The 20,104-nt window shown below is 69.0% G+C and carries 21 protein-coding genes; 7 read left to right on the forward strand and 14 right to left on the reverse strand.

The window, feature by feature from the left end; genetic code table 11:
• Positions 1 to 44 precede the first annotated feature (44 nt).
• Positions 45 to 1,424 (reverse strand): MocR-like pyridoxine biosynthesis transcription factor PdxR, encoded by a 1,380-nt coding sequence (pdxR, locus tag ACFWMR_RS22260; protein ID WP_378379722.1) that lies wholly within the window; start codon positions 1,422 to 1,424, stop codon positions 45 to 47.
• Positions 1,425 to 1,470: 46 nt separating this feature from the next.
• Here pdxR and ACFWMR_RS22265 point away from each other — a divergent pair, with 46 nt between their 5' ends.
• Together ACFWMR_RS22265 and ACFWMR_RS22270 are read left to right on the forward strand one after the other, a co-directional pair.
• Complete coding sequence (locus ACFWMR_RS22265) at positions 1,471 to 1,935, forward strand: carboxymuconolactone decarboxylase family protein (protein WP_378379723.1); 465 nt, start codon at positions 1,471 to 1,473, stop codon at positions 1,933 to 1,935.
• Entirely contained in the window at positions 1,932 to 2,675 is a 744-nt protein-coding gene (locus tag ACFWMR_RS22270; RefSeq protein ID WP_378379724.1) for an isocitrate lyase/PEP mutase family protein, read from the forward strand. Before ACFWMR_RS22265 ends, ACFWMR_RS22270 begins: the two co-directional genes overlap by 4 nt.
• 63 nt (positions 2,676 to 2,738) lie before the next feature.
• Here ACFWMR_RS22270 and ACFWMR_RS22275 read toward each other — a convergent pair whose 3' ends face one another.
• From ACFWMR_RS22275 to ACFWMR_RS22300, 6 genes are all read right to left on the reverse strand, one after another.
• Positions 2,739 to 4,367, reverse strand: a complete 1,629-nt coding sequence (locus ACFWMR_RS22275) for a solute symporter family protein (RefSeq protein WP_378379725.1) — start codon at positions 4,365 to 4,367, stop codon at positions 2,739 to 2,741.
• Positions 4,364 to 4,705 carry a DUF485 domain-containing protein gene (locus ACFWMR_RS22280; RefSeq protein ID WP_093937493.1) on the reverse strand — a complete coding sequence of 114 codons (342 nt, stop codon included), beginning with the start codon at positions 4,703 to 4,705 and terminating at the stop codon, positions 4,364 to 4,366. Before ACFWMR_RS22280 ends, ACFWMR_RS22275 begins: the two co-directional genes overlap by 4 nt.
• A 66-nt stretch (positions 4,706 to 4,771) precedes the next feature.
• Positions 4,772 to 6,505, reverse strand: coding sequence for a sodium/solute symporter (locus ACFWMR_RS22285; RefSeq protein WP_378379726.1), 1,734 nt, complete (start codon positions 6,503 to 6,505; stop codon positions 4,772 to 4,774).
• On the reverse strand, positions 6,505 to 6,852 hold the full coding sequence (locus ACFWMR_RS22290) for a hypothetical protein (RefSeq protein WP_005168537.1): 348 nt from the start codon (positions 6,850 to 6,852) through the stop codon (positions 6,505 to 6,507). Before ACFWMR_RS22290 ends, ACFWMR_RS22285 begins: the two co-directional genes overlap by 1 nt.
• Positions 6,849 to 7,619: a LytR/AlgR family response regulator transcription factor gene (locus tag ACFWMR_RS22295; protein ID WP_378379727.1), complete on the reverse strand. Its 771-nt coding sequence runs from the start codon at positions 7,617 to 7,619 to the stop codon at positions 6,849 to 6,851. Before ACFWMR_RS22295 ends, ACFWMR_RS22290 begins: the two co-directional genes overlap by 4 nt.
• Positions 7,616 to 8,662, reverse strand: a complete 1,047-nt coding sequence (locus tag ACFWMR_RS22300; RefSeq protein WP_167406337.1) for a sensor histidine kinase — start codon at positions 8,660 to 8,662, stop codon at positions 7,616 to 7,618. The genes ACFWMR_RS22295 and ACFWMR_RS22300 overlap by 4 nt, the downstream gene beginning before the upstream one ends.
• Positions 8,663 to 8,733: 71 nt before the next feature.
• On the opposite strand from ACFWMR_RS22300, the gene ACFWMR_RS22305 reads away from it, so the two are divergent.
• Positions 8,734 to 9,213, forward strand: coding sequence for a hypothetical protein (locus ACFWMR_RS22305; RefSeq protein WP_378379728.1), 480 nt, complete (start codon positions 8,734 to 8,736; stop codon positions 9,211 to 9,213).
• 178 nt (positions 9,214 to 9,391) lie between these two features.
• On the opposite strand, the gene ACFWMR_RS22310 is transcribed toward ACFWMR_RS22305, so the two are convergent.
• The 5 genes from ACFWMR_RS22310 to ACFWMR_RS22330 are packed head-to-tail and all read right to left on the reverse strand — an operon-like array spanning position 9,392 to position 14,270.
• Positions 9,392 to 10,381 carry an ABC transporter substrate-binding protein gene (locus ACFWMR_RS22310; RefSeq protein WP_378379729.1) on the reverse strand — a complete coding sequence of 330 codons (990 nt, stop codon included), beginning with the start codon at positions 10,379 to 10,381 and terminating at the stop codon, positions 9,392 to 9,394.
• 31 nt (positions 10,382 to 10,412) lie between these two features.
• On the reverse strand, positions 10,413 to 11,474 hold the full coding sequence (locus ACFWMR_RS22315; RefSeq protein ID WP_005167811.1) for an ABC transporter permease: 1,062 nt from the start codon (positions 11,472 to 11,474) through the stop codon (positions 10,413 to 10,415).
• Complete coding sequence (locus ACFWMR_RS22320) at positions 11,471 to 12,235, reverse strand: ATP-binding cassette domain-containing protein (protein WP_093937488.1); 765 nt, start codon at positions 12,233 to 12,235, stop codon at positions 11,471 to 11,473. Before ACFWMR_RS22320 ends, ACFWMR_RS22315 begins: the two co-directional genes overlap by 4 nt.
• Positions 12,232 to 13,287: a class I mannose-6-phosphate isomerase gene (locus ACFWMR_RS22325; protein ID WP_093937487.1), complete on the reverse strand. Its 1,056-nt coding sequence runs from the start codon at positions 13,285 to 13,287 to the stop codon at positions 12,232 to 12,234. The genes ACFWMR_RS22320 and ACFWMR_RS22325 overlap by 4 nt, the downstream gene beginning before the upstream one ends.
• The gene (locus ACFWMR_RS22330) at positions 13,284 to 14,270 is read right to left on the reverse strand and encodes a LacI family DNA-binding transcriptional regulator (RefSeq protein ID WP_039919926.1); all 987 of its coding nucleotides are present in this window, start codon (positions 14,268 to 14,270) and stop codon (positions 13,284 to 13,286) included. Before ACFWMR_RS22330 ends, ACFWMR_RS22325 begins: the two co-directional genes overlap by 4 nt.
• Before the next feature lie 285 nt (positions 14,271 to 14,555).
• On the opposite strand from ACFWMR_RS22330, the gene ACFWMR_RS22335 reads away from it, so the two are divergent.
• Positions 14,556 to 16,943 (forward strand): GH92 family glycosyl hydrolase, encoded by a 2,388-nt coding sequence (locus ACFWMR_RS22335; protein ID WP_378379730.1) that lies wholly within the window; start codon positions 14,556 to 14,558, stop codon positions 16,941 to 16,943.
• 203 nt (positions 16,944 to 17,146) lie between these two features.
• The gene (locus ACFWMR_RS22340) at positions 17,147 to 17,512 is read left to right on the forward strand and encodes a DUF3817 domain-containing protein (RefSeq protein WP_093937485.1); all 366 of its coding nucleotides are present in this window, start codon (positions 17,147 to 17,149) and stop codon (positions 17,510 to 17,512) included.
• Positions 17,513 to 17,585: 73 nt separating this feature from the next.
• On the opposite strand, the gene ACFWMR_RS22345 is transcribed toward ACFWMR_RS22340, so the two are convergent.
• Positions 17,586 to 18,086, reverse strand: coding sequence for a MarR family winged helix-turn-helix transcriptional regulator (locus ACFWMR_RS22345; protein WP_037341773.1), 501 nt, complete (start codon positions 18,084 to 18,086; stop codon positions 17,586 to 17,588).
• An 87-nt stretch (positions 18,087 to 18,173) separates the two neighbouring features.
• Between ACFWMR_RS22345 and ACFWMR_RS22350 the strand changes: the two genes are divergently transcribed.
• On the forward strand, positions 18,174 to 18,476 hold the full coding sequence (locus ACFWMR_RS22350; RefSeq protein ID WP_378379731.1) for a thiamine-binding protein: 303 nt from the start codon (positions 18,174 to 18,176) through the stop codon (positions 18,474 to 18,476).
• Here ACFWMR_RS22350 and ACFWMR_RS22355 read toward each other — a convergent pair.
• Positions 18,473 to 18,889, reverse strand: a complete 417-nt coding sequence (locus tag ACFWMR_RS22355) for a hypothetical protein (RefSeq protein ID WP_378379732.1) — start codon at positions 18,887 to 18,889, stop codon at positions 18,473 to 18,475. The two genes, ACFWMR_RS22350 and ACFWMR_RS22355, sit on opposite strands and share 4 nt — an antisense overlap.
• Before the next feature lie 98 nt (positions 18,890 to 18,987).
• Here ACFWMR_RS22355 and ACFWMR_RS22360 point away from each other — a divergent pair, with 98 nt between their 5' ends.
• Complete coding sequence (locus ACFWMR_RS22360) at positions 18,988 to 19,965, forward strand: tetratricopeptide repeat protein (protein ID WP_093935672.1); 978 nt, start codon at positions 18,988 to 18,990, stop codon at positions 19,963 to 19,965.
• The last annotated feature ends 139 nt before the right edge of the window (positions 19,966 to 20,104 follow it).

The raw sequence follows: 20,104 nt of genomic DNA on the forward strand, positions 1-20,104 counted from the left end.
TGCACACGCAAGTACCGCATCCAGAGGACGAAACGCGGGGGGAGTCAGGTGACCTCGAAGATGGCCTCGCGCAAGGCCTGGGTGGCGCCGCCGAAAGCGTGCTTCGCGGCGGCGCCGTACCCGATGATGAGCCCTTCGCGCCGGGGCTCGCCGATCCAGTAGCCGCTGAGGCCTTCCAGCCCGATCGCGCGACGGCGGCAGGCGGCGATCACCTCCATTTCCCGGGGGAGCTCGTCGGGGAACTGGAGTACCAGGTGCAGGCCGGCGGAGATCCCCTGCGGCAGCACGGAATCCGGCAACGCCGCGAGCAGCCGGTCCCGCCGGGAGCGGTACTCGATGCGGCAGCGGCGGATGTGCTGGTCGTAGGCGCCGGAGTCGATCAGCTCGGCCATCGCCAGCTGGTCCAGCAGAGCGGGCCGGGCGCCGCTCGCGGCCATCTCCGCGCGCACCGGCTCGACCAGGAACCGCGGCAGCACCATCCACCCCAGGCGCAGCGATGGCGCGAGCGTCTTGCTCGTCGTCCCCACGTAGACGACCCGTTCGGGTGCCAGCGCCTGGAGCGCGCCGACCTGCTGGTGGTCGAACCGGAACTCGCCGTCGTAGTCGTCCTCGATGACGACGGCGCCGGTCTCCTCCGCCCATCGGGTGAGTTCCGCGCGTCGTCGGGGGGCGAGCGTGACACCCAGCGGGTACTGGTGCGCCGGGGTGACGACGACCGCCGGACTGTCCAAAGCGGACACCGTGATCCCGTGGTCGTCGACCGGGACGCCGACCACCCGGGGGCCGTTGGCGGCGGCGATGTTCCGGTAGATGTGCAGTGACGGGTTCTCGAAGGCGATCTCGTCCGCGCCGCGCGCGTGCAGGACCCGCGCCAGGATCGCGATCGCGTGCGAGAACCCGGAGCACACCAGGATGCGCTCGGGGTCGGCGACCACGCCGCGGCTTCTCGCGAGGTACGCGGCGAGCGTCTCCCGCAGCTCCGTCGCACCGGACTCGGCCGTGTAGTCGAACGCCGACATCGGCGCCCGGTGCAGGGCCCGGCGGGTCGCCGCGAGCCAGGCCGACCGGGGGAAAGCGGACAGGTTCGGCCTGCCGGGGCGCAGATCCCAGCGGGGTGCCGGGTCGCGGGGGACCGGTCTCGGCGGTGACGCGGGCAGCGCGCCCGCCGTCGCGACGCGGGTCGGGGCGCCCTGCGCGGTCCGCAAGTACCCCTCGGCCGCGAGATCGGCGTAGACGCGGGTGACCGTTCCCCTCGCGACCCCGAGGTCCTGCGCCAGCGCCCTGGTCGAGGGCACCGCGGCGCCCGCCTGCCAGCGTCCTTCCCGGATGGCCGCGCGGATCGCCGTGGCGAGCCCGGTCCGGCCGCTTTCGGGCCGCCAGTCCAGATGGACGTCTATTCCCGAACTGGACCAAGATTCTGCCATGTGACTGGACCATACTCGTGGGCCAGTCGCCGCTAGATTCGCAGGTATGACCGAGCGAATCCACCTGGGCAAGCGAGTGCCCGAGATCTACCAGGCCATGTCGAAACTGCAGGCCGAAGTCGAAAAGGCCGCCGCCAACGCCGGTGTCGACCAGAAGATCCTCGAACTGGTGAAGATGCGCGCCTCGCAGATCAACCACTGCGCCTTCTGCCTCGACATGCACTCCCACGAAGCCGTGCAGCAGGGCGAGTCGCCGCGGCGGCTGTACGTGCTGCAGGGCTGGCGCGAGACCGAGCTCTTCACCGAGCAGGAGCGCGCCGCGCTGGCGCTGACCGAGGCGATGACCAACGTCGCCACCCTCCACGACGTCCCGGACGACGTCTACGAAGAGGTCACCCGGGTCTTCGACGAGGCGCAGTATCGCGCGGTCGCGTGGGAGGTCATCGCGATCAACAGCTGGAACCGGATGTGCGTGACCAGCCACGCGCCGCTGCCCGAGCGCGCCGAATGACCGCCGCGCGGCTGCGGGAACTGCACGTCGCCGGCGAGCCGCTCCTCCTGCCGAACGCCTGGGACGCCGACAGCGCGCGTCTCGTGGAGGCCGCCGGTTTCCCCGTCGTGGCGACGAGTTCCCACGCCGTCGCCAAGGCCCTCGGGTACGACGACGGGGAGAACGCGCCCATCGACGAGATGTTCGCCGCGGCGGCGAGGATCGCGCGGGCGGTCTCGGTACCGGTGACCGTCGACGCGGAAGGCGGGTACGGGCTCGAAGCGGGAGAACTCGCGACGAGGCTGGCCGAGGCGGGTGCCGTCGGTTGCAACTACGAGGACACCGATCACGCGAACGGGGGACTTCGGCCGTTGGACGCGCAGGCGGACCTGATCGCGGAACTGCGCGAGGCCGCCGGTGACGCGCTGGTGATCAACGCCCGCGTCGACGTCTTCTTCGGCGCGGCCGACGAGCAGGCCGTACTGGAGGACGGGATCGCGCGGGCCAAGGCGTACTTCGAGGCCGGGGCGGACTGCGTGTACCCGATCCTGGTGAAGTCGCCGGACGTGCTCGGCGAGTTCGTGAAGGCGGTCGCGCCGGGGGCGGTCAACGCCGCGCCGATGCCGGGAGGCCCCGACCTCTCCGCGCTCGCCACACTGGGGGTGGCGCGGATCTCGCTGGGCACCGGGCTGTGGCAGTCGGTCCGCGCAGACCTCCGGGCGAAACTCACCGGACTCGCGGCGGGGAAACTGCCTTACTAGGGGAAGTGGGAACCGGGACGGTGCGGCCGGGGGCGTCGGATGCCGGCCGCACCGTCCCGGCGATCAGTGGGCGACGGCCTTTTCGGCGCCCGCGCCGGTCAGCGACCGGACCTCCATCTCGGCGTACTTCTTCTGGTTGTGCTCCTTCGACAGCACGGTGCCGAGCCAGCCGAGGAAGAACGCGACCGGGATCGAGACGATGCCGGGGTTGTCGAGCGGGAACCAGTGGAAGTCGACGCCCTGGATCATCGAGGCGCTCTTCCCGGTCTTCGCGTCGACGGGTTTACCTGAGACAGCCGGCGAAAAGATGATCAAGAGGATGCAGACCGCGAGGCCGCCGTAGATGCTCCACAGCGCGCCCTGGGTGTTGAATCGCTTCCAGAACAGCGAGTAGAGGATGGTCGGCAGGTTCGCCGACGCCGCCACCGCGAACGCCAGCGCCACGAGGAACGCGATGTTCTGCCCGTTGGCGAGGATGCCGCCCAGGATCGCGACCGCGCCGATCACCAGCGCGGTGATCCGGGCGACCTTCACCTCCGAAGCCGGTGTCGCCTTGCCCTTCTTGATCACGTTGGCGTAGACGTCGTGCGCGAAGGACGCCGACGCCGTGATCGTCAGCCCGGCGACCACCGCGAGGATCGTCGCGAAGGCGATCGCCGCGATCAGGCCGAGCAGGATCGGGCCGCCGAGTTCCAGCGCCAGCAACGGCGCCGCCGAGTTCACGCCACCGGGCGCGGCCTTGATCTTGTCCGCGCCGACCAGCGCGCCGGCGCCGTAGCCGAGCACCAGGGTGAACAGGTAGAAGACGCCGATCAGGCCGATCGCCCAGACCACGGAACGACGGGCTTCCTTCGCCGTCGGCACGGTGTAGAAGCGCATCAGGACGTGCGGAAGGCCCGCGGTGCCGAGCACCAGCGCGATGCCGAGCGAAAGGAAGTCCAGCTTGGTGGTGCCGGTCTTGCCGTACTGGTTGCCCGGTCCGAGCAGGGCTTCACCGGCCTTGCCCGCCTTGTCCACGGCGCCTTGCAGCAGCGAGGAAAGGTTGAAGCCGTACATGCCGAGCACCCACAGCGTCATCGCCAGCGCGCCGACGATGAGCAGCGCCGCCTTGATGATCTGGACCCAGGTGGTGCCCTTCATACCGCCGATGAGCACGTAGGCGATCATGATGATGCCGACGATCACGATGATCACGGCCTGCCCGGCCTTGCTTTCGATCCCGAGCAGCAGCGCGACGAGGCCACCGGCACCCGCCATCTGCGCCAGCAGGTAGAAGAACGAGACGGCCAGGGTGGACGTCGCCGCCGCGGCCCGCACCGGGCGCTGCTTCATCCGGAAGGCCAGAACGTCGCCCATGGTGAACTTGCCGGTGTTGCGCAGCAGTTCCGCGACCAGCAGCAACGCGACCAGCCAGGCCACCAGGAAGCCGATGGAGTAGAGGAAACCGTCGTAGCCGTAGACGGCGATCGCACCCGCGATCCCGAGGAACGACGCGGCGGACAGGTAGTCGCCCGCGATGGCGACGCCGTTCTGCGGACCGGTGAACGCGCGGCCCGCGGCGTAGTAGTCCGACGCCGTCTTCGTGTTGCGGCTGGCCCGGAACACGACGAACAGCGTCACCACCACGAAGAGGCCGAAGATGGTGATGTTGAGTGCGGGGCTGCTGCCCTCGACTCCGGCGGCGAGGGTCATTTGGCCTCACTCTCGATGTCCGTACGGATCTTTTCCGCGATGGGGTCGAGTTTCTTGTTCGCGTAGCGGACGTAGAGCCACGTGATCACGAACGTCGAAACGAACTGCAGCAGACCGAAGACCAGGCCGACGGTGATGTTGCCGACCAGCTTCGTGCTCATGAAGCCGTGCGCGTAGTCGGCGAGCAGCACGTAGAGCAGGTACCAGACGAGGAACAGCGCCGACACGGGGAACACGAACCGGCGCAGTCGCGAGCGCAGTTCCTTGAACTCGGGGCTGTCGTGGGCCTTGTCCCAGTCCACGTCGGGCGGACCCTGAGTGTCCGTTTCGGTACTCATCGTGTCTCCTCGTGCCGCGAATGTGTTCCGCGACACGTTAAGGAGGGGGAATGGCGACCGGAACCTTCAGCGGTTCAAACGCCTGCCGAGACGACGAACGGTCGACGAACGGTGCTCGGACCACGACGAAGGGGTCTCGGCCGTGCGATCGTCCAGATGCAGCCGCAGCATGGCGGCCGTCGACCAGGAGGGCGGCCTGCCCCGCCAGGAAACCACGATCATTACGCCGAATGCCAGTGGTACCGACCATGGCGCGGGCTGCGACACCAGGATCGCGGGCAGGCCACTCAGTCCGGGGACGAACAGTGCGACGAGGATCGAGCCCGAAGACGCGACGAGTCCGGTGAGGACACCGCTGATCGCGCCCGCCGCGGTGAGCCGGTTCCACCAGATGCCGAGCACCAGCAACGGGCAGAACGTCGACGCGGCCACGGTGAAGCCCCAGGTGACGAGGACGCCGGCGTCCAATCTGGCCGACGGCAGCGCGAGCAGGACCATCACCGCCGCGGCCCCGAGCACCGACCAGCGCAGTCTCCGCAGGCCGCCGGGAGCCAGGTCGTGCGCGATCGCGCCGGAGATCACCAGCAGCAGCCCGAGCGACGTCGCCAGGAACGCGGCGAACGCGCCCGCCGTCAGCAATCCGGTGAACAGCGACCCCGCCCAGCCGTCGTCGACCTGTGCTGGCAGCGCGACGACGACGGTGTCCGTGGCGCCGGAGACGTAAAGTTCCGGCACCAGCACCCGGCCGAGGACGCCGTAAACCCCGGGGAACAGGTAGAAAACGCCGAGCAGGGCGACGGTGATCGCCGCCGTCCGGCGGGCGGCGCGGCCGTCCGGGCTGGTGTGGAAGCGCATCAGGACGTGCGGCAGGCCCATGGTGCCGAGCATGGTCGCGATCAGGATCGCCCAGGTGCCCAGCAGCGGATAGCCGTGGTCGCCGAGGTCGAGCAGCGGGCGCTGCCAGTCCGGCCCGCCCAGCGGGGCACCGCCCCGGACGGCGGGAACCGGTGTGCCCGCGGCGAATTCCAGTGTCTCGCCGCTCCTGGCCACCAGCTCTCCCGGTGGCACGACATGCTTTTCCGGGGTGAGCAGGGTGGTCGGCTCGCGCAGGGTCAGTGTCACGTCGATCTCGAAGGACAGGTTCGTGTCGCGGGCGAAGTGGGTGAACTCCACCGGACGCACCGACGCCGCTCGTTCCTCCGGGGAGACCTGGGAGACCAGCCAGATCGCGGGAACGAGGAACAGCAGCAGTTTCAGCACGAACTGGAACGCCTGGACGTAGGTCGCCGCGCGCATCCCGCCGAGCGCCAGTGTCGCGCTGACGGCGGTTCCCGCGATGACGACGCCGACCCAGTACGGCGTCCCGCCCACGGCGGTCAGCACGAGCCCCGCGGTGCGGAATTGCGGTACCAGGTAAAGGGTTCCGATCACGAGGACGACGAACGCGGCGAGCCGGCGCAGGGCGGGGGAGGCGAGCCGGGCTTCGGCGAAGTCCGGCACGGTGAGCGCGCCGGACCGCCGCATCGGCGCCGCGACGAGCACCAGCATCGCGATGTACCCGGCGGTGAACCCGACCGGATACCAGAGCGCGCCGATGCCGTCCTTCACCACCAGCCCCGCGACGCCGAGGAACGACGCCGCGGACAGGTACTCGCCGGAGACCGCGGCGGAGTTGACCAGTGGCGAGATCCGGCGCGAGGCGACGAGGAAGTCCGACGTCGTGCGCATGGCGGCGACGCCGCGCAACCCGATCAAGAGAGTGACCAGCACGACCGGGGCCACCGCGAAAGCCGCGACCATCAGTCGTCCTCGATCTTTTCCGCCCGGCGCAATTGCCACCACGAGAGCAGCGCCATGGCCGGGTACGGGAGGATCGCGATCATCAGCCAGGACAGCGGGATTCCCAGCAGCCGTACCGAATCCAGCCCGGGGAACAGCCCGAACACCAGCGGCAGCCCGAACACCAGCCCGAACATCCCGGCCAGCGCGGGGAGTCCGCGGCGGCGCTGGGCGCGGTAGAGCCGGTCCGCGCGTTCGGCGTCGCCCGCCGCCAGCCGGGGGACCCGCCAGCGGCCGCGCGCCCGGCGCCGCGAATGCGCGAGCCGGGTCTGCGGGCTGGTGACGGCGACCCGTTTGACGCGGCTCACGCGCGATTCCCCCGGCCCAGCTCACCACGCTGCGCGGCGGCGAGCAACCGGTCGCGCAGGTCGCGCGCGTGACGGCGGCTCACCGGGACGTCGCCCGCCTCGGTGTGCGCGAGCAGGCCGCCGGTGGTGTCGCTGCGCAGTTCGAGCACCGCGTCCACGGCCAGCAGGAAACCCCGGTGCACGCGGGTGAATCCCGTTCCCTCCCAATACTCTTCGAGCCGGGAGATGGGCATCCGCGTGACGTGGACACCGGATTTCGTGTGCAGCCGGACGTAGTCGCCGTGCGCCTCGACGAACTGGACGTCGTCGCGCCGGACGTACCGCGTGCGCCCGCCGGATTCCACCGGCAGCGCGGACATCGCGTCGGGCGCGGGCTTCGGCTCGCCGTCCTGGTTGCCCGCCATCCGGACCACTTTGGACAGTGCCGCGGACAGTCGTTCCGCGCGGACCGGTTTGAGCAGGTAGTCGACGGCGCCGATGCCGTACGCGGCGACGGCGTGCCCGTCGTGCGCGGTGACGAACACGATCACCGGTGGTTCGCTGAGCCGCGCCAGCAGCGACGCGAGTTCGAGCCCGTCGAGACCTGGCATGGAGATGTCGAGGAAGACGGCGTCGAAATGGCTGCCCTGCAACATCTTGAGCGCGGTGAGCGCGTCACCGGCCGCGACGGCCTCGGCGACTTCCGGTGCCTCGCGCAGCAGACTGCACAGCTCGTCGAGGGCGGGCGGGACGTCGTCGACCGCCAGCACCCGCAACCCGTTCGTCACGGCAGCACCCCCGGCTGGAATCGGGGCACGCGCACCACGACCCTGGTGCCCGCGCCGGTCTCGGTCTCGACCGTCAGGCCGTACCAGGGCCCGTAGACGCTGCGCAGTCGTCTGTCCACATTGGCCAATCCGACGCCGCCGTCGTCGCCGCGCCCGGCCAGGATCGCCGCCGCACGGGCGGGGTCCATGCCGAGACCGTCGTCCTCGACGCTGATCACGCAGTCGTTCCCTTCCGCCATTCCCTGCACCTGGATGAATCCGGCCTCCGCACGCGGTTCGATGCCGTGCCGGATCGCGTTCTCCACCAACGGTTCCAACACGAGATACGGCACCGCGACGGCCAGGACCTCCGGCGCGACGCGTACCTGCACCCGGAGCCGTTCGCCGAGCACCGCGCGCTGCAACGCCAAGTAGGTCTCGACGGCGCGGAACTCCTCGGCGACCATCGTGTACTCGCCGTGCCGCGCGAGGCTGTAGCGGGTGTACTCGGCGAAGTCGAGCATCAGGTCACGCGCGCGGTCCGGATCGGAGCGGACCAGCGACGAGATCACGGTGAGCGCGTTGTAGACGAAATGCGGGGAGATCTCGGCCCGCAGCGCGCGCAGTTCCGCCTCCGCGGCCTGCTCGGCGGACGCTTCCAGCCGCCCGCGTTCGAGCGCGTGGACGACGAGTTCGGCAGCCTGTCTCGCGACGGCGTTCGTCCCTTCGGTGACCAGGAGGACCCCGGCCAGTTCGTCGTGGACGTGCAGCGGCAGCGCCAGCAGTCCCGGTTCGGACACCGGCGTCTCGGAATGGAGGACCTCGTCGAGCGCCGAGGCCACGACGTCGTCGGCCGCCGGGCGACCGGACCAGAGGAGCGAGCCGGAAAGGTCGGTGAGCCCGAGGCCGGGGACGCCGAACAGCCGGCGTAGGCCGTGGGTGGCGTGGCGGGCGCGAGGTCCGGCGAGACCGTCCATGAGATCGTCGGAGACGCGCTGGGCGGCTGCGAGCACCGGCACCGGATCCGCGGTCGCGGCGGGACGCCAGGGCAGGCGAGTGGTCATCCGGCCTCCTCCTCGACGTCGAGGATCGAATCCTAACGTCGCTGCGTGGTTTCGCCGGTTACGCTCCGGGCATGGTCCCCGGTGATGCGGTGGTGCTGCGCCTCGACGTCGTGATGCGTCGGCTCGCGGTGGTCGGTCTAGTGGTCTTCGGCGTGGGCGGCGTGGTGGCCGTCGTCGTGTCCCTGACCAGGTCTTCGTACGGGGTGGTGTTCGGCCTGCTCAGCGTGGCTTTCGCGGGGCTGATCCTGCTCGGCCTGCGGCGTTCGGCCTCGGTGCTGACGCTGTCGGCCTCGGGCTTCGCGGTGCCGGGTGTCTTCGAGGTCCGGTGGACCGAGGTGACGCGGCTGCGGGTCTGGCGGGAGAAGCGCCGGGTGGGGCGGTGGATGCACTGGTGGCACTACCGGCTCTCGTGGGTTGCCGCTTCCGGGCCTTCAGCGCTGTTGGAGGACGGTGAGTACGCGTACGCGCTGGGGCACCTTGGTGGGGGCGCTCGGCTGTACGCGGCTCTGACGCTCTTCGCTCCCGCTGGCGTGGTGGAACTCGCTGAGTGAGCGGGGTCCCGGATGTCATGAAAGGGTCTTTCAGGACGAAAAACGTCTTGAAAGACCCTTTCATGACATATGACCGGGCACCTCATGGTCGGTCCGGATGTCATGAGGGGTCCCCATGGGACAAGATCTGTCTCATGGGGACCCCTCATGACACTTGGCGCACGTGAACCGAAGCGCGTCAGCAGCTCTGCTTGTAGAAGTACTGCGCGTTCGCGTCCATGTTCGCCTTGGTGATGGAGTGCAGCGAAGCGGTCAGGTTGCGCGTCACCGGCTTGCCCTCCAGCGCCGCGATGGCCTGCTGCACGCCCTGCTGCCCGATGGCGGCCGGGTCCTGCGCGATGAGGCCCTGGTACTCGCCCTTCTTCAGGCCCTCGATCTCCGACGGCGACGCGTCGAAGCCGATCAGGTTGACCGCGCCGATCTTGCCCGCGTTCCGCAGGCCGGTCGCGGCGCCCTCACCGGTGTTGAGGTTGGTCGCGAAGATGCCGATCAGGTCCGGGGTGGACGCCAGCGCGGCGGTCACCTTGGACGCGGCCTGGTCGGGCTCGTTCTGGGTGAACTGCACGCCCGCCGACTTCAGGTTCGGGTAGTTCTTCAGTTCGTCCTCGAAACCCTTCGCGCGGGTGTTCGTGGTCGAGGTGCCCGCGATGGTGTCGAGCACCAGCACCGAACCGGTCTTGCCCGCGGCCAGTTCCGACATCGTCTTCGCGGCGAGCTTGCCGCCCTCGGCGTTGTCCGAGGAGATCGACGACTCCGCGACGCCGGTGTCCTTCAACGCGGTGTCGACCTCGATGATCTTCGCGCCGCGGGTCTTGACCTGCTGGATCGGCGCGAGCATCGCCTGCGCGTCGGTCGGCGCGATCAGCAGCGCGGCGGGCGGGTTGGAGCCCAGCGCGTTGACCAGCTGGGTCTGCATGGCCGCGTCGAACTTCTGCGGCGCCTGTGTGGTGATCTCGTAGCCGGACTTCTTGGCCTCGGCCTCGGCGCCGCACTGCATCGAGATGTAGAACGGCTCGGCCTGCACACCCGGGATCAGCGACAGCTTCTTGTTGTTGGTCTTCGCGGCGGAGTCGCCCGACGACGACTCGCCGACGGTTCCACCGCCGCACGCGGTCAGCAGGAGGGCCGCGGAAAGGGCGGCACCGGTGACGAGCAGGGTCTTCTTCATGGGGATTGCACCTCTTTGTGCGTAGGGAGAATCAGCGGGAGTTGCGGCGACGACGGCGCCGCTGGTCGAACCAGACCGCGGCGATCAGCACCGCGCCGACCGCGATCATCTGCCAGAAGTCCTGGACCTGCGTGATGTTGAAGCCCTTCTTCAGCACGGCCGGGATGAACACGCCGATCACCGTGCCCAGCACCGAACCGACACCGCCGAAGAGGCTCGTGCCGCCCATCACCGTGGCGGCGATGGCGTTGAGGTTGTCCGTGGTGTGCGCCGAAATCGTCGTCGACGCGTAGTACGCCAGCGAGAGGAAACCGGCGACACCGGCGAGGAAACCGGTGAGCGTGTACACCTTCAGCAGATGCGCTGTCACCCCGATACCCGCCCGGCGCGCGCCCTCGGCGTTGGAGCCGACGGCGTAGGTGTAGCGGCCGAATTTGGTGGTGTGCAACAGCCACGCGCCGATCAGCGTGATCACCACGGCGACCAGCACCAGGTTCGGCACCCCGCCGAACGACGTCCCGTAGCCGAGCGTCTTGTTGAGCTCGGTCGGCACGCTGCGCACGTCGGACCCGTTGTTCAGCAGGTACGCGGCGCCGAGCGCGGCACCCATCGTGCCGAGCGTGACGATCAGCGGCGGGATGTTCGCCACCGCGATCAGGAAACCGTTGATCAGGCCCCAGATCGTGCCCGCGACGACGGCGGCGAGCAGGCCGACGAGGATGACGTCCCAGCCGGCCTTGGTCGCGTCGCCGCCCGGGCTCATCGCCTCCATCGTCTTGCCCGCCACCATGCCCGCGAAGATCAGCACGGAACCGACCGACAGGTCGATGCCCGAGGTGATGATCACGAACGTCATGCCGACCGAGAGCACCAGCAGCACCGAGGTCTCGATGAGCAGCGTCTGGAAGGTGAACAGCGTCGCGAACTCGGCGGGCGCGATCGCGGTGAAGACGATGATCAGCGCCAGCAGCACCAGCGCGATCCAGAACGTGTTGGCCCCGATCAGCCGCTGCCCGATCGACCGCTTGCCGAAACCGCCGTCCACGGAGGTCTGGATTTCGGGGTCCTTCTTCGTCGGAGTGGACACGGTCACGCCGCCTCCTCTTGTACGAGGGCGCCCGTCATCGCGGCGACCAGGTCTTCCAGTTTCGTGTCGGCGCCGGTGAACCGGGCCACGCGCTTGCCGAGCCGCAGCACCTCGATGCGGTCGGCCACCGACAGCACCTCGGGCATGTTGTGGCTGATCAGCACGACGGCGATGCCCTTGTCCCGCACCTTCTTGATCACGTCGAGCACGCGTTCGCGCTGCACGACGCCGAGCGCGGCCGTCGGCTCGTCCATGAACACGACCTTCGAAGCCCAGACGACCGACCGGGCGACCGCGACGCTTTGCCGCTGTCCGCCCGAAAGCGAGCCGATCGGGACGTCGGTGCTCTGCAGCGTCACGCCGAGCCGCTGGAACTCGTCCACGGCCTGGCGCCGCATTTCCTTCTTGTCCAGCATCCCCAGCTTGCCGAGGATCCCCTTGCGGTGGATCTCCCTGCCGAGGAACAGGTTCGCGGCAGGGTCCAGTTCCGGTGCGACCGCGAGGTCCTGGTACACCGTTTCGATCCCCATCTTCCGGGCCGTGGTGGGGGAGTCCAGGTGCGCCTCGGAGCCGTCGAGCAGGATCTTGCCCGACGTCGGCTGCTCCGCGCCGGACAGGCATTTGACCAAAGTGGACTTCCCGGCGCCGTTGTCGCCGATCAGCGCGGTGACCTCACCGGCGCGAGCCTGGAAGGACGCGCCGCGCAGGGCTTCGACCGAGCCGTACCGTTTGACCAGGTTCTGGGCGTCGAGCAGGAGTTCGCTCACGATCGCTCCCTCTTCTCGGGGGCCGGCGGACGGCAGCGGATGACGGTGACATCGCCCTCCACGCTTGCCTGACCGGCGTCGTGCGGGACCACGTAGGTCTCGCCCTTGCGCAGCGCGTACTCGCCGCCGTGTTCGGTCCGGAGCGTGCCCGAACCGTCCATGACGACCAGCACCGCGAACGACGGGTCGAGTGACAACGTTGTCGACGTGCCGGAAACAGCGGGACGGAGCTGATCCGCGCGGAAGAACGCGTCACTGCCGTCGGCGAGCAGGTCCACAGTGGACGCTGTGTCGCCCGCGGTGCGTTTCACGATCGAGCCGAGGCGTTCCTCGTCCCAGCCCGAGGTGTCCAGCGTTTCGATGGCGGTTTCGAAGCCGATCCCGAGGTGCGCCTTCTCCGGGTTCGCCAGGAAGTCACGCCATTCCAGGGTCAGCGAGAAGTCGGTCGGCTGCTGGAGTTCGACGACGAACACGCCTTCGCCGATCGCGTGCGGCAGCCCGGCCGGGATGTAGACCGTGTCGCCGGGGGTGACCGCGACGCTGTTCAGCGCTTCGAGCATGGCGGGCGCGTCCTGGCTGCGGGCCCATTCGTTGACCGTCGCTTTGTCGACGGTCTCCTTGAAGCCCGGGTAGACGCGCGGGTCGTCGCCGTAGGTGCCGACCACGATCCACGCCTCGGTCTTGCCGAAGTGCGAGTCGAAATGCCGCCGGGCGAACGAGTCCGACGGGTGGAAGTGCACCGGCAGGCGCTGACCCGCGTCGAGCAGCTTCACCAGGAGGCCGGTCGAATCGCCGAGTGCCTCGACGTGCTTGGCGCCGAGCCAGGCGGAAGGGTTCTCGCGGACGGCGTCGCGCAGCCAGACCCCGCTGGGGAGCTTGGTCAGGCCGTTGGTCTCCTGGCCGAACATCGTGGTGGCCGAGCCGACCCAGTCTTCGGGCCCGAACTTGGACTCGGAGGTGGCGCCCCGCAGCGCGGCGATGGCGTCGCCGCCGCGGTAGAACTGCGGCGGCTGGTTCGCCGGCAGGCGGATCGGTTCGAGGTGACCGCTCATGAAGGGGCGACCTCCCCGGAACCGCGGGCTACGAGATGCACGGGCAGAACTACCTTTCTCGGTGCGGATTGATCTCCCTGGACCCGGGCGAACAGCAGTTCCGCGGCCGCCCGGCCCAGCGCGCTCACGTCGTGCGCGATCACGGAGACCGGCGGATCCAGCAGATCCGCCAGTTCGAAGTCGTCGAAGCTGATCATCGCGGGACGCCGGTCGGCGTGCGCCAGCGCGCGCAGCAGGTGCACGGCGACCCGGTTGTTGCCCGCGATGACGGCGGTGGCCGGGTTCGGCCCGGTGAGCAGCCGCCGCACGGCGTCGCCGACGCTCTCGGCCGTCGGGGTCCGCATCACGACGAGGCTCTCGTCGTACGGGATCCCGTTGCGGACGCAGCCTTCCCGGAACCCGCGCAGGCGTTCGCCCGCGGTGAAGATGTCCGGGCTGTCGGCGAGGAACGCGATCCGGCGGTGCCCGTGTTTCACCAGCTGGGCGACCGCTTCGACGGTGCCGCCGATGTTGTCGACCAGCACCGTGTCGGCCACGATGTCGCCGGCGGGCCGGTCGAGGAACACCACCGGCGTGCCGGCGCGCATCTCGGGGACGAGGTACCCGTGCTGCATCCCGGCCGGGACGACGAGGATCCCGTCGACGCGGCGGGAGCAGAACTCCAGCACCAGTTCGCGTTCGCGGTCGGAGTTCTCCTCCGACGAACCGGTCAGCACCTGGCGGCCGAACGAGGTCGCGATCCGTTCGACGGCCCGGTTGAGCTCCGAATAGAAGGGGTTTCCGACGTCTTCGACGATCAGGCCGATCGTCCCGGTCGTCGAGCCGCGCCGGAGGTTCCGCGCGCCGAGGTTGCGCCGGAACCCGAGCTGCTCGATCGCCGCCATGACGCGCTCCGCGGTGTCCGGATGGACGGCGGGCTCGTCGTTCACTACCCGCGAGACGGTCTTGATGCTCACGCCCGCGAGCCGGGCCACGTCGCTCATCGTGGCCCGTCGGCTGGTGGTGCGGTGGACGTTGTCCGGTCCGCTGGAAGACAACGTTGTCATAGTGGCGGGAATTGAAACGCGAGTGAAGTGGTGATGTCAATGCCTGGTTTGCCCTGGAGACGCTTTCCGAGGTTGAACCGTTACGGCCGGATGCCTCCGCTCCGCCCTTCGCGTGGTCCTTGTCCGGAATCGGACAGGGTTTGACGGACCTCTTGACCGGGTGGTCTGTTCTTGTCGAAGGTGAGCAGGCAGCGACAACGTTGTCAGGAGGCGGCCTTTCCCATGCCTGCACACACTTCGACCCGCGTCGCCGGGTTGCTCACCGCGCTTGTCGTCCCCGCCGGGCTTTTCACGCCCGTCGCGGCGGCGGCACCCGGTGGCGACCCCGTGGACGCGGTCAACACCTTCATCGGCACCAAGGACGACGGCAACACCTTCCCCGGCGCCTCGGCGCCCTTCGGGATGACGCAGGTCAGCCCGATCTCCTCGCATTACGCCGGATACCGCTACGACGACACCGCGATCCGCGGCTTCGGGCACTTCTTCCTGTCCGGCGCGGGTTGCTGGGAGCAGGGCGGTCTCGTGTCGTCCCTGCCCACCACCGGCGCGGTCGGGCCCGGCGCGGCGTTCGACACCACGAAACCGGACACCTTCGACCACAAGAAGTACGCCTCGCCGTACACGCACGAGGGCGAGGTCGGGAAGCCGGGCTATTACAAGGTCCGGCTCACCGGCTACGGCGGCGTCGACGCGGAGACCACCGCGACCACGCGGACCGGCGTCGAGCGCTACACCTTCTCGAAGTCCGGCGACGCCAACGTGTTCGTCAACGTCGGCCAGGCCAACGACAAGGAACCCGTGACGGCGAGCCAGATCCGCGTCGTCGGGGACCGGACTGTCGAAGGAATGGTCGAGTCGCAGGCTTTCTGCGGCGGGAAACCGTACAAGACCTGGTTCACCACGACGTTCGACAAGCCGTTCAAGTCTTTCGGCACCTGGTCGCCGACGGGCGGCTCGCCGGGCTCGAAGGAGTCCGCCGGAGGTGAAGGCCTGCGCGGTGCCTGGCTGACCTTCGGGGGCGGGCAGGTCACCGCCACGACGGCGATCTCCCACGTCGACGCTTTCGGCGCCAAGCTCAACCTGGCGTCCGAGAAAAGCCGTTCGTTCGACGCGGTCCGCGACGGCGCCCAGCGGGCTTGGCGCAAGGAACTGTCCTCAGTGGACATCAAGGGTGCGGCGAAGGACGACCGCACGGTGTTCTACACCTCGCTCTATCACGCGCTTCTGCAGCCGCTGACCGGCAACGACGCCGACGGCCGCTACCGCGGGTTCGACGACGAGATCCACCGCGCGCTGGGCTGGACCTATTACGAGTTCTTCTCGCTGTGGGACACCTATCGCACGCAGAACCAGCTGCTCGCCCTCCTGCGGCCGTCACGGGCCAAGGACGTCGCGAAGTCCGTGCTCGCCATTCACGACCAGGGCGGTTGGCTGCCGCGCTGGGCGTACGCGAACCAGGAGACGAACACGATGACCGGCGACCCGGTCACCCCGTTCCTGGTCGACCTGTGGCGTTTCGGCGCGCTGTCCGGTCAGGAGTTCAGGGCGTACCAGGCACTTCTGCAGAACTCGCGGGAGATCCCGCCCGCGTCTTCGCCGTTTCAGGGCCGTTCGGGGAACGCGAGCTACCAGAAGGACGGGTTCGTCCAGTACGACAAGGACTTCCCGAAGAAGGGGCAGGACACCGACCCGAACCATGGCGCTTCGGCCACGTTGGAATACGCGCTCGCGGACTGCTCACTGTCCATCATGGCCGCCGGTCTCGGCAAGAAGGACGACGCGAAAGCCCTGTCCGACAAGGGACGCAGCTACCGGACGCTGTGGGACTCGTCGGTGACCGACCGCGGCTTCACCGGTTTCTACCGCCCCAAGGTCACCGGTGGCGACTGGTTCAGCCCGGCGGGCAAGCCGTACACCCCGCAGAGTCCGGACGGATTCCACGAAGGCACGTCGTGGCAGTACCAGTGGCTGACCCAGCAGGACGTGCCCGGTCTGGTCGAGCGCATGGGCGGCAAGGAGAACGTGGGCAAACGCCTCGACGACTTCTTCGCCTACGGGGATCTGGTCAAGGATCCGGCGAAGACCGTGCGCGAGGAATGGGTCGTCGGCCCGTACAACTACTACAACCAGTTCCGCTACAACCCGAACAACGAGCCGGATCTGCACTCGCCCTGGATGTACACGCTGACCGGGCAGCCGTGGAAGACCTCGGCCGTCGTCCGCGCGGCGCACACGTTGTTCACCAACGCGCCCAACGGTGTCACCGGGAACGACGACCTGGGGACAATGTCCGCGTGGTACGTCTTCAGCGCGCTGGGGTTGTACCCGGCGGTGCCGGGCACCGGTCAGTTCCTGCTCAACGCGCCGCGCTTCGAGAAGTCGGTGGTGCACTTGGAGAACGGCCGCGACATCACGATCAAGGCCGACGGCGCCGACGCGTCGAAGCTGCAGTACGTCCAAGGGCTGGGATCCGGTTCACAGCGGGCCTACGTCGGCCTGGAACAGCTGACACGAGGGACCACATTGGACTTCAGGCTCACCGGCGATGAGACGAAGGCCACTTGGGCGACCGGCCCGGATGGCGCGCCGAAATCGCCCTGCGCCGGGTGATCCGAGTGGTTTAGACCGGTTCGCACCGGGGGTCGTGAGCAGCATCACGACCCCCGGTGTTCCGGTGAGGGCCGTCACGCCTCACACTGGTATTACCACGTCCGACAGCGCTGTTGACGTCCCTGGCGAGTCCGCCTTGGACAGTGCTCGTCGGACGTAGTCATGTATGTACACGTAGTGGTGAGACCCCACAGGAGGAGAAAGTGTCCAGCAAGGCCGCTCTAGTATTCCGCGTGGCCGCGGTAGCCGAAGCCCTTTCGTGGGCCGGGCTGCTGGTCGGGATGTTCCTCAAGTACGCCGTCAAGCTCGGCGAAGGCGGCGTTCCCGTCCTCGGCATGGTGCACGGCGTCGTGTTCGTCCTCTACGTGCTGGTCTCCCTGTCCGTGGCGAAGCCGCTCGGCTGGCGCCCGAAGACCCTGATCCTCGCGCTGCTCTCCAGCATCCCGCCGCTGTTCACCTGGCTGTTCGAATCCTGGGCGCTGCGCAACGGCAAGCTGGACGGCCCGCAGCGGCTGTCGCACGGTGGTGTCGGCCTGTTCACCAGGACCCCGGAACCCGCCGCCGCCTGATCTCCGGCAAGTACGTGAAGGCCCCCTTCATTGCGCTAGGCGCAGTGAAGGGGGCCTTCACGTACTTGCGGGGTTATTCGGTGAAGTCGCCGGTGGCCTTGCGGACCTTGGTGAGCAGGTCGGTCAGCTGCTCGGTCTGCTTGCCGGTGAGCCCGGTCAGCCCGAAGTCGATCTCGGTGACCGCCTTCGTGGCCTCTTCGCGGCGTGCGCGGCCTTCGTCGGTGATCTCGACCAGCGTGGTCCGGCGGTCGGTCGGATGCGGGACGCGCTTGACCAGGCCGTCCTTTTCCAGCCTGTCGACGATGTTGGTGACGCTCGTCGGGTGCAGCTGCAACCGCTCGCCCATCACGCGCATCGGCAGGTGGGACGCGCGGGCGAAGGTCAGCAGGACCAGCGCCTCGTACCGGGCGAAGGTCAGCCCGTGCGGTTTGAGCGCGCCGTCCACGGCGGACTGGATGATCTGCTGCACGCGCATGATCCCGGTCACCGCGGCCATGGTTTCGGACGGCCCGATGCGGGCCTCCCACAGCTGCGCCGCGCGGGCGATCGGGTCGAACGGCAACGGACGGCTCATGGCGTTCGAAGTTACCAGCGGGTACCCGTGCCATGGCGCGCGACCGGGTGTTATCCGTGGGAAAAGTGTCCGAACGAGGAGCAGAAGATGATCGTGGCTTTCAGTGTCAGCCCGTCCGCGGCCGAGGAGGACGGCGGTGTCAGCGAAGCCGTCGCCCGCGCGGTGAAAGTGGTGCGCGAGTCCGGCCTGCCGAATTCGACCAACGCGATGTTCACCAACATCGAAGGAGAGAGCTGGGATCAAGTGATGGACGTCGTCAAGCGCGCCGTCGAGGCCGCGGGCGAGGGATCGTCACGGGTCGGGCTGGTGCTCAAGGCCGACATCAGGCCGGGTTACGAGGGGCAGCTGACCGCGAAGGTCGAGCGGGTCGAGAAGCACCTGAAAGGTTAGGGGAGCGGCGGGGTGAAGGACACCAGCCACAGCTTGTCCTTGACCGCGACGGCCACCGGGTAACCGAACGCGGTGCCGTCGCCGAGCTTCCCGCTGACGGTCGCCGAAGTCGGCGCCAGATCGTCCGGCGCGAACTTCACCGTGACGTCGTGGGCGCCGCGGCCCGCCAGCGCGTCGAGATAGGACTTCGCGAAGTCGTCCGCCGAGGCGGGCGGGTAATCGATGAGCTCGGAGAGGGCCTCGGCGTCGTGTTCGTTGAGCGCGGCGGTGAGGCCCTCCCGCAGCTGTCCCGGGCTGGCGACACCGGGATCGGGTTGATGGGCGATCAGCACCGTGATGACGCTCACCCATGTGACCGCGATGGCGATGGCCACGGCCACCGTGGCCGTCCTGCGTGTCGGAATGTCGATCACCCCCTCGCAGCGAGCCTGCCGGACGGGGACCGTCCTGCCAAGCGGGCAGGCGGGGGCATGCGGTGAAACGGTCGGGGATGCGTGCCAGGATGGGGACCGTGACACACCCTCGCGGATCAGCATCGAAGACGGCGGCCCTGTCCGCCGCGCTTTCCGGCGCGGTCGACCTTTCCGCGCTCAAGGCGCGTGCCGAGGCGCCCCAGAAACAGCCTCCGGCCCCACCGCGGGCCCCGGCCGCGGACGGTGCCGCACCGGGCGGCCCCGCGACGGGCGGCGCCGTGATCGACGTCACCGAAGCGACGTTCCAGACCGAGGTCGTCGAGCGATCCCTCCAGCAACTGGTGGTCGTCGACCTGTGGGCCGAATGGTGCGGGCCGTGCAAGCAGCTCAGCCCGGTGCTGGAACGCCTGGCCGCCGAGTCCGGTGGCGCCTGGGTGCTCGCGAAGGTGGACGTCGACGCCAACCCGCGCATCGCGCAGCTCTTCGGCGCGCAGTCGATCCCGACGGTCATCGCCATCGGCGGCGGCCAGCCGGTCGACGCCTTCTCGGGCGCGCTGCCCGAACCCGAGATCCGCAAGTGGCTCGGTTCGCTGCTCGACGCCCTGCGCGACAGGCTGCCCGGCATCAAGGCCGCCGAGCAGAACGGCGGCGGCGTCGAGGTGCCGGAGGACGAGCGGTTCACCGAGGCCGAGGAGGCCTTCGAACGCGGTGACTTCGCCGCGGCGCAGGCGGCCTACGAGCGCATCCTCGACGTCGAGCCGGCGAACGAGGAGGCCAAGACCGCGCTCGCGCAGGTGAAGTTCACCGCGCGGGCCGAGGCCGCGGGCCCGGACGCGATCGCGAAGGCCGACGCCGACCCGGCCGACCTCGACGCCCAGCTCGCCGCCGCCGACCTCGAAGTCGCCGGGCAGCAGCCCGAGGCGGGCTTCGCGCGGCTGATCGCGGCCGTGCGGCGGACCGCGGGGGACGACCGCAACAAGGCGCGGGAGCACCTGGTGGCGCTGTTCGAGCTGTTCGACTCCGCGGACGAGCGCGTGATGAAGGCGCGGCGGGATCTGGCGAGCGCGCTCTACTGAGCTTGAGTACATGAAGGCCCCCTTCCTTGCGCTAGGCGCTGTGAAGGGGGCCTTCATGTACTTGGGGCGGCGGCGTGTCGGGCCGGGGTGAAGGAGATCCCGGGTGCCCCGAATGTGGCATTGGGGACACTCAACGTCC

The organism is Amycolatopsis thailandensis, from assembly GCF_042723255.1.
In the GTDB taxonomy this organism is placed as follows: domain Bacteria; phylum Actinomycetota; class Actinomycetes; order Mycobacteriales; family Pseudonocardiaceae; genus Amycolatopsis; species Amycolatopsis thailandensis.